1 protein-coding gene and 1 pseudogene are annotated in these 977 nt (G+C 38.4%); both read left to right on the forward strand.

What is annotated here, in order from left to right; translation table 11 throughout:
- Positions 1–785: site-specific integrase (locus FOV68_RS23840; RefSeq protein ID WP_186289783.1), on the forward strand; the 785-nt coding region annotated here is incomplete at its 5' end.
- Positions 778–977 (forward strand): annotated as a pseudogene (locus tag FOV68_RS24215) (hypothetical protein); the annotation flags it as partial. The gene FOV68_RS23840 and the pseudogene FOV68_RS24215, both read left to right, overlap by 8 nt.

The following is a 977-nucleotide window of genomic DNA, read 5'->3' on the forward strand; positions in this document are numbered from 1 at the left end:
AAATTTCCTACTTCGTGAAAAAAATAAAAGCCAGAAGGCCGAAGATAAAATACAGGAATTCAGAAGGCAACGTCTATAAAACAATCGAAGAAGAAGACCTGGAAATCCTTCTTTCAGTTATTGATCCTCAATGTGAATTGAATCCATTCGACAAAAAAGTTCGCCATAGAAATCAGCTTATAGTCATAATATTACATTCATTAGGGATAAGGTGTGGAGAGTTATTGAACCTGAGAGTTGAAGATATTGATTTTGCAGCGCAAATGCTTTTCATAAGACGAAGGGCTGACAGTATTGAGGACACAAGAGTCAATCAGCCCCTCGTAAAAACGCTTGAAAGAAATTTACCTATGTCTGACGAACTTACCAGACTTCTCCATTCATATATTACAGGCGAAAGAAAAGCCAATATCAGAAAGAAAAAGCACGGATACCTTTTTATTACTCACAAAGAAGGAGAGACACGTGGCGATCCTCTGTCCGTTCCTTCTTACCATAAGATCATTTATAGACTGAGAAGCACTGACTCAGGTTTAAGCCAGTTGACTGGACATAAGTTCAGACACACATGGAACTATCTATTTTCGAAACTGATGGATGAAAGCACCGAGTATGTTAGTGAAGAGATGCAAGAGAAAATGCGTTCCAGCCATATGGGTTGGGAGCCGGGTTCTGGAACAGCACAAACCTACAACAGACGATTTATTGTTAAGGAATCAGTAAAAGCAGCCTTGCAACTTCAGGATAATATTTTTAAAAAGCGCAGCGGGGTATCTTATGAATAAATTAAAGGTTCTGAACGCGCATAAAGATATCTTTCATGCAAAAAACGAAGTCTACAGATTCGGATTGGATGATGAATTCTGGGAGTTAAGTAGAAATATAAAATTGAATGTGGGTGAGGTCACTGAAAGGTTGTCAGATAACCTCAGGTACGGTTATGTGAACACACTTAAATATTTCGCAGAAGAAATCAG

Source organism: Pantoea sp. paga (assembly GCF_007558755.1).
GTDB lineage: Bacteria > Pseudomonadota > Gammaproteobacteria > Enterobacterales > Enterobacteriaceae > Pantoea > Pantoea agglomerans.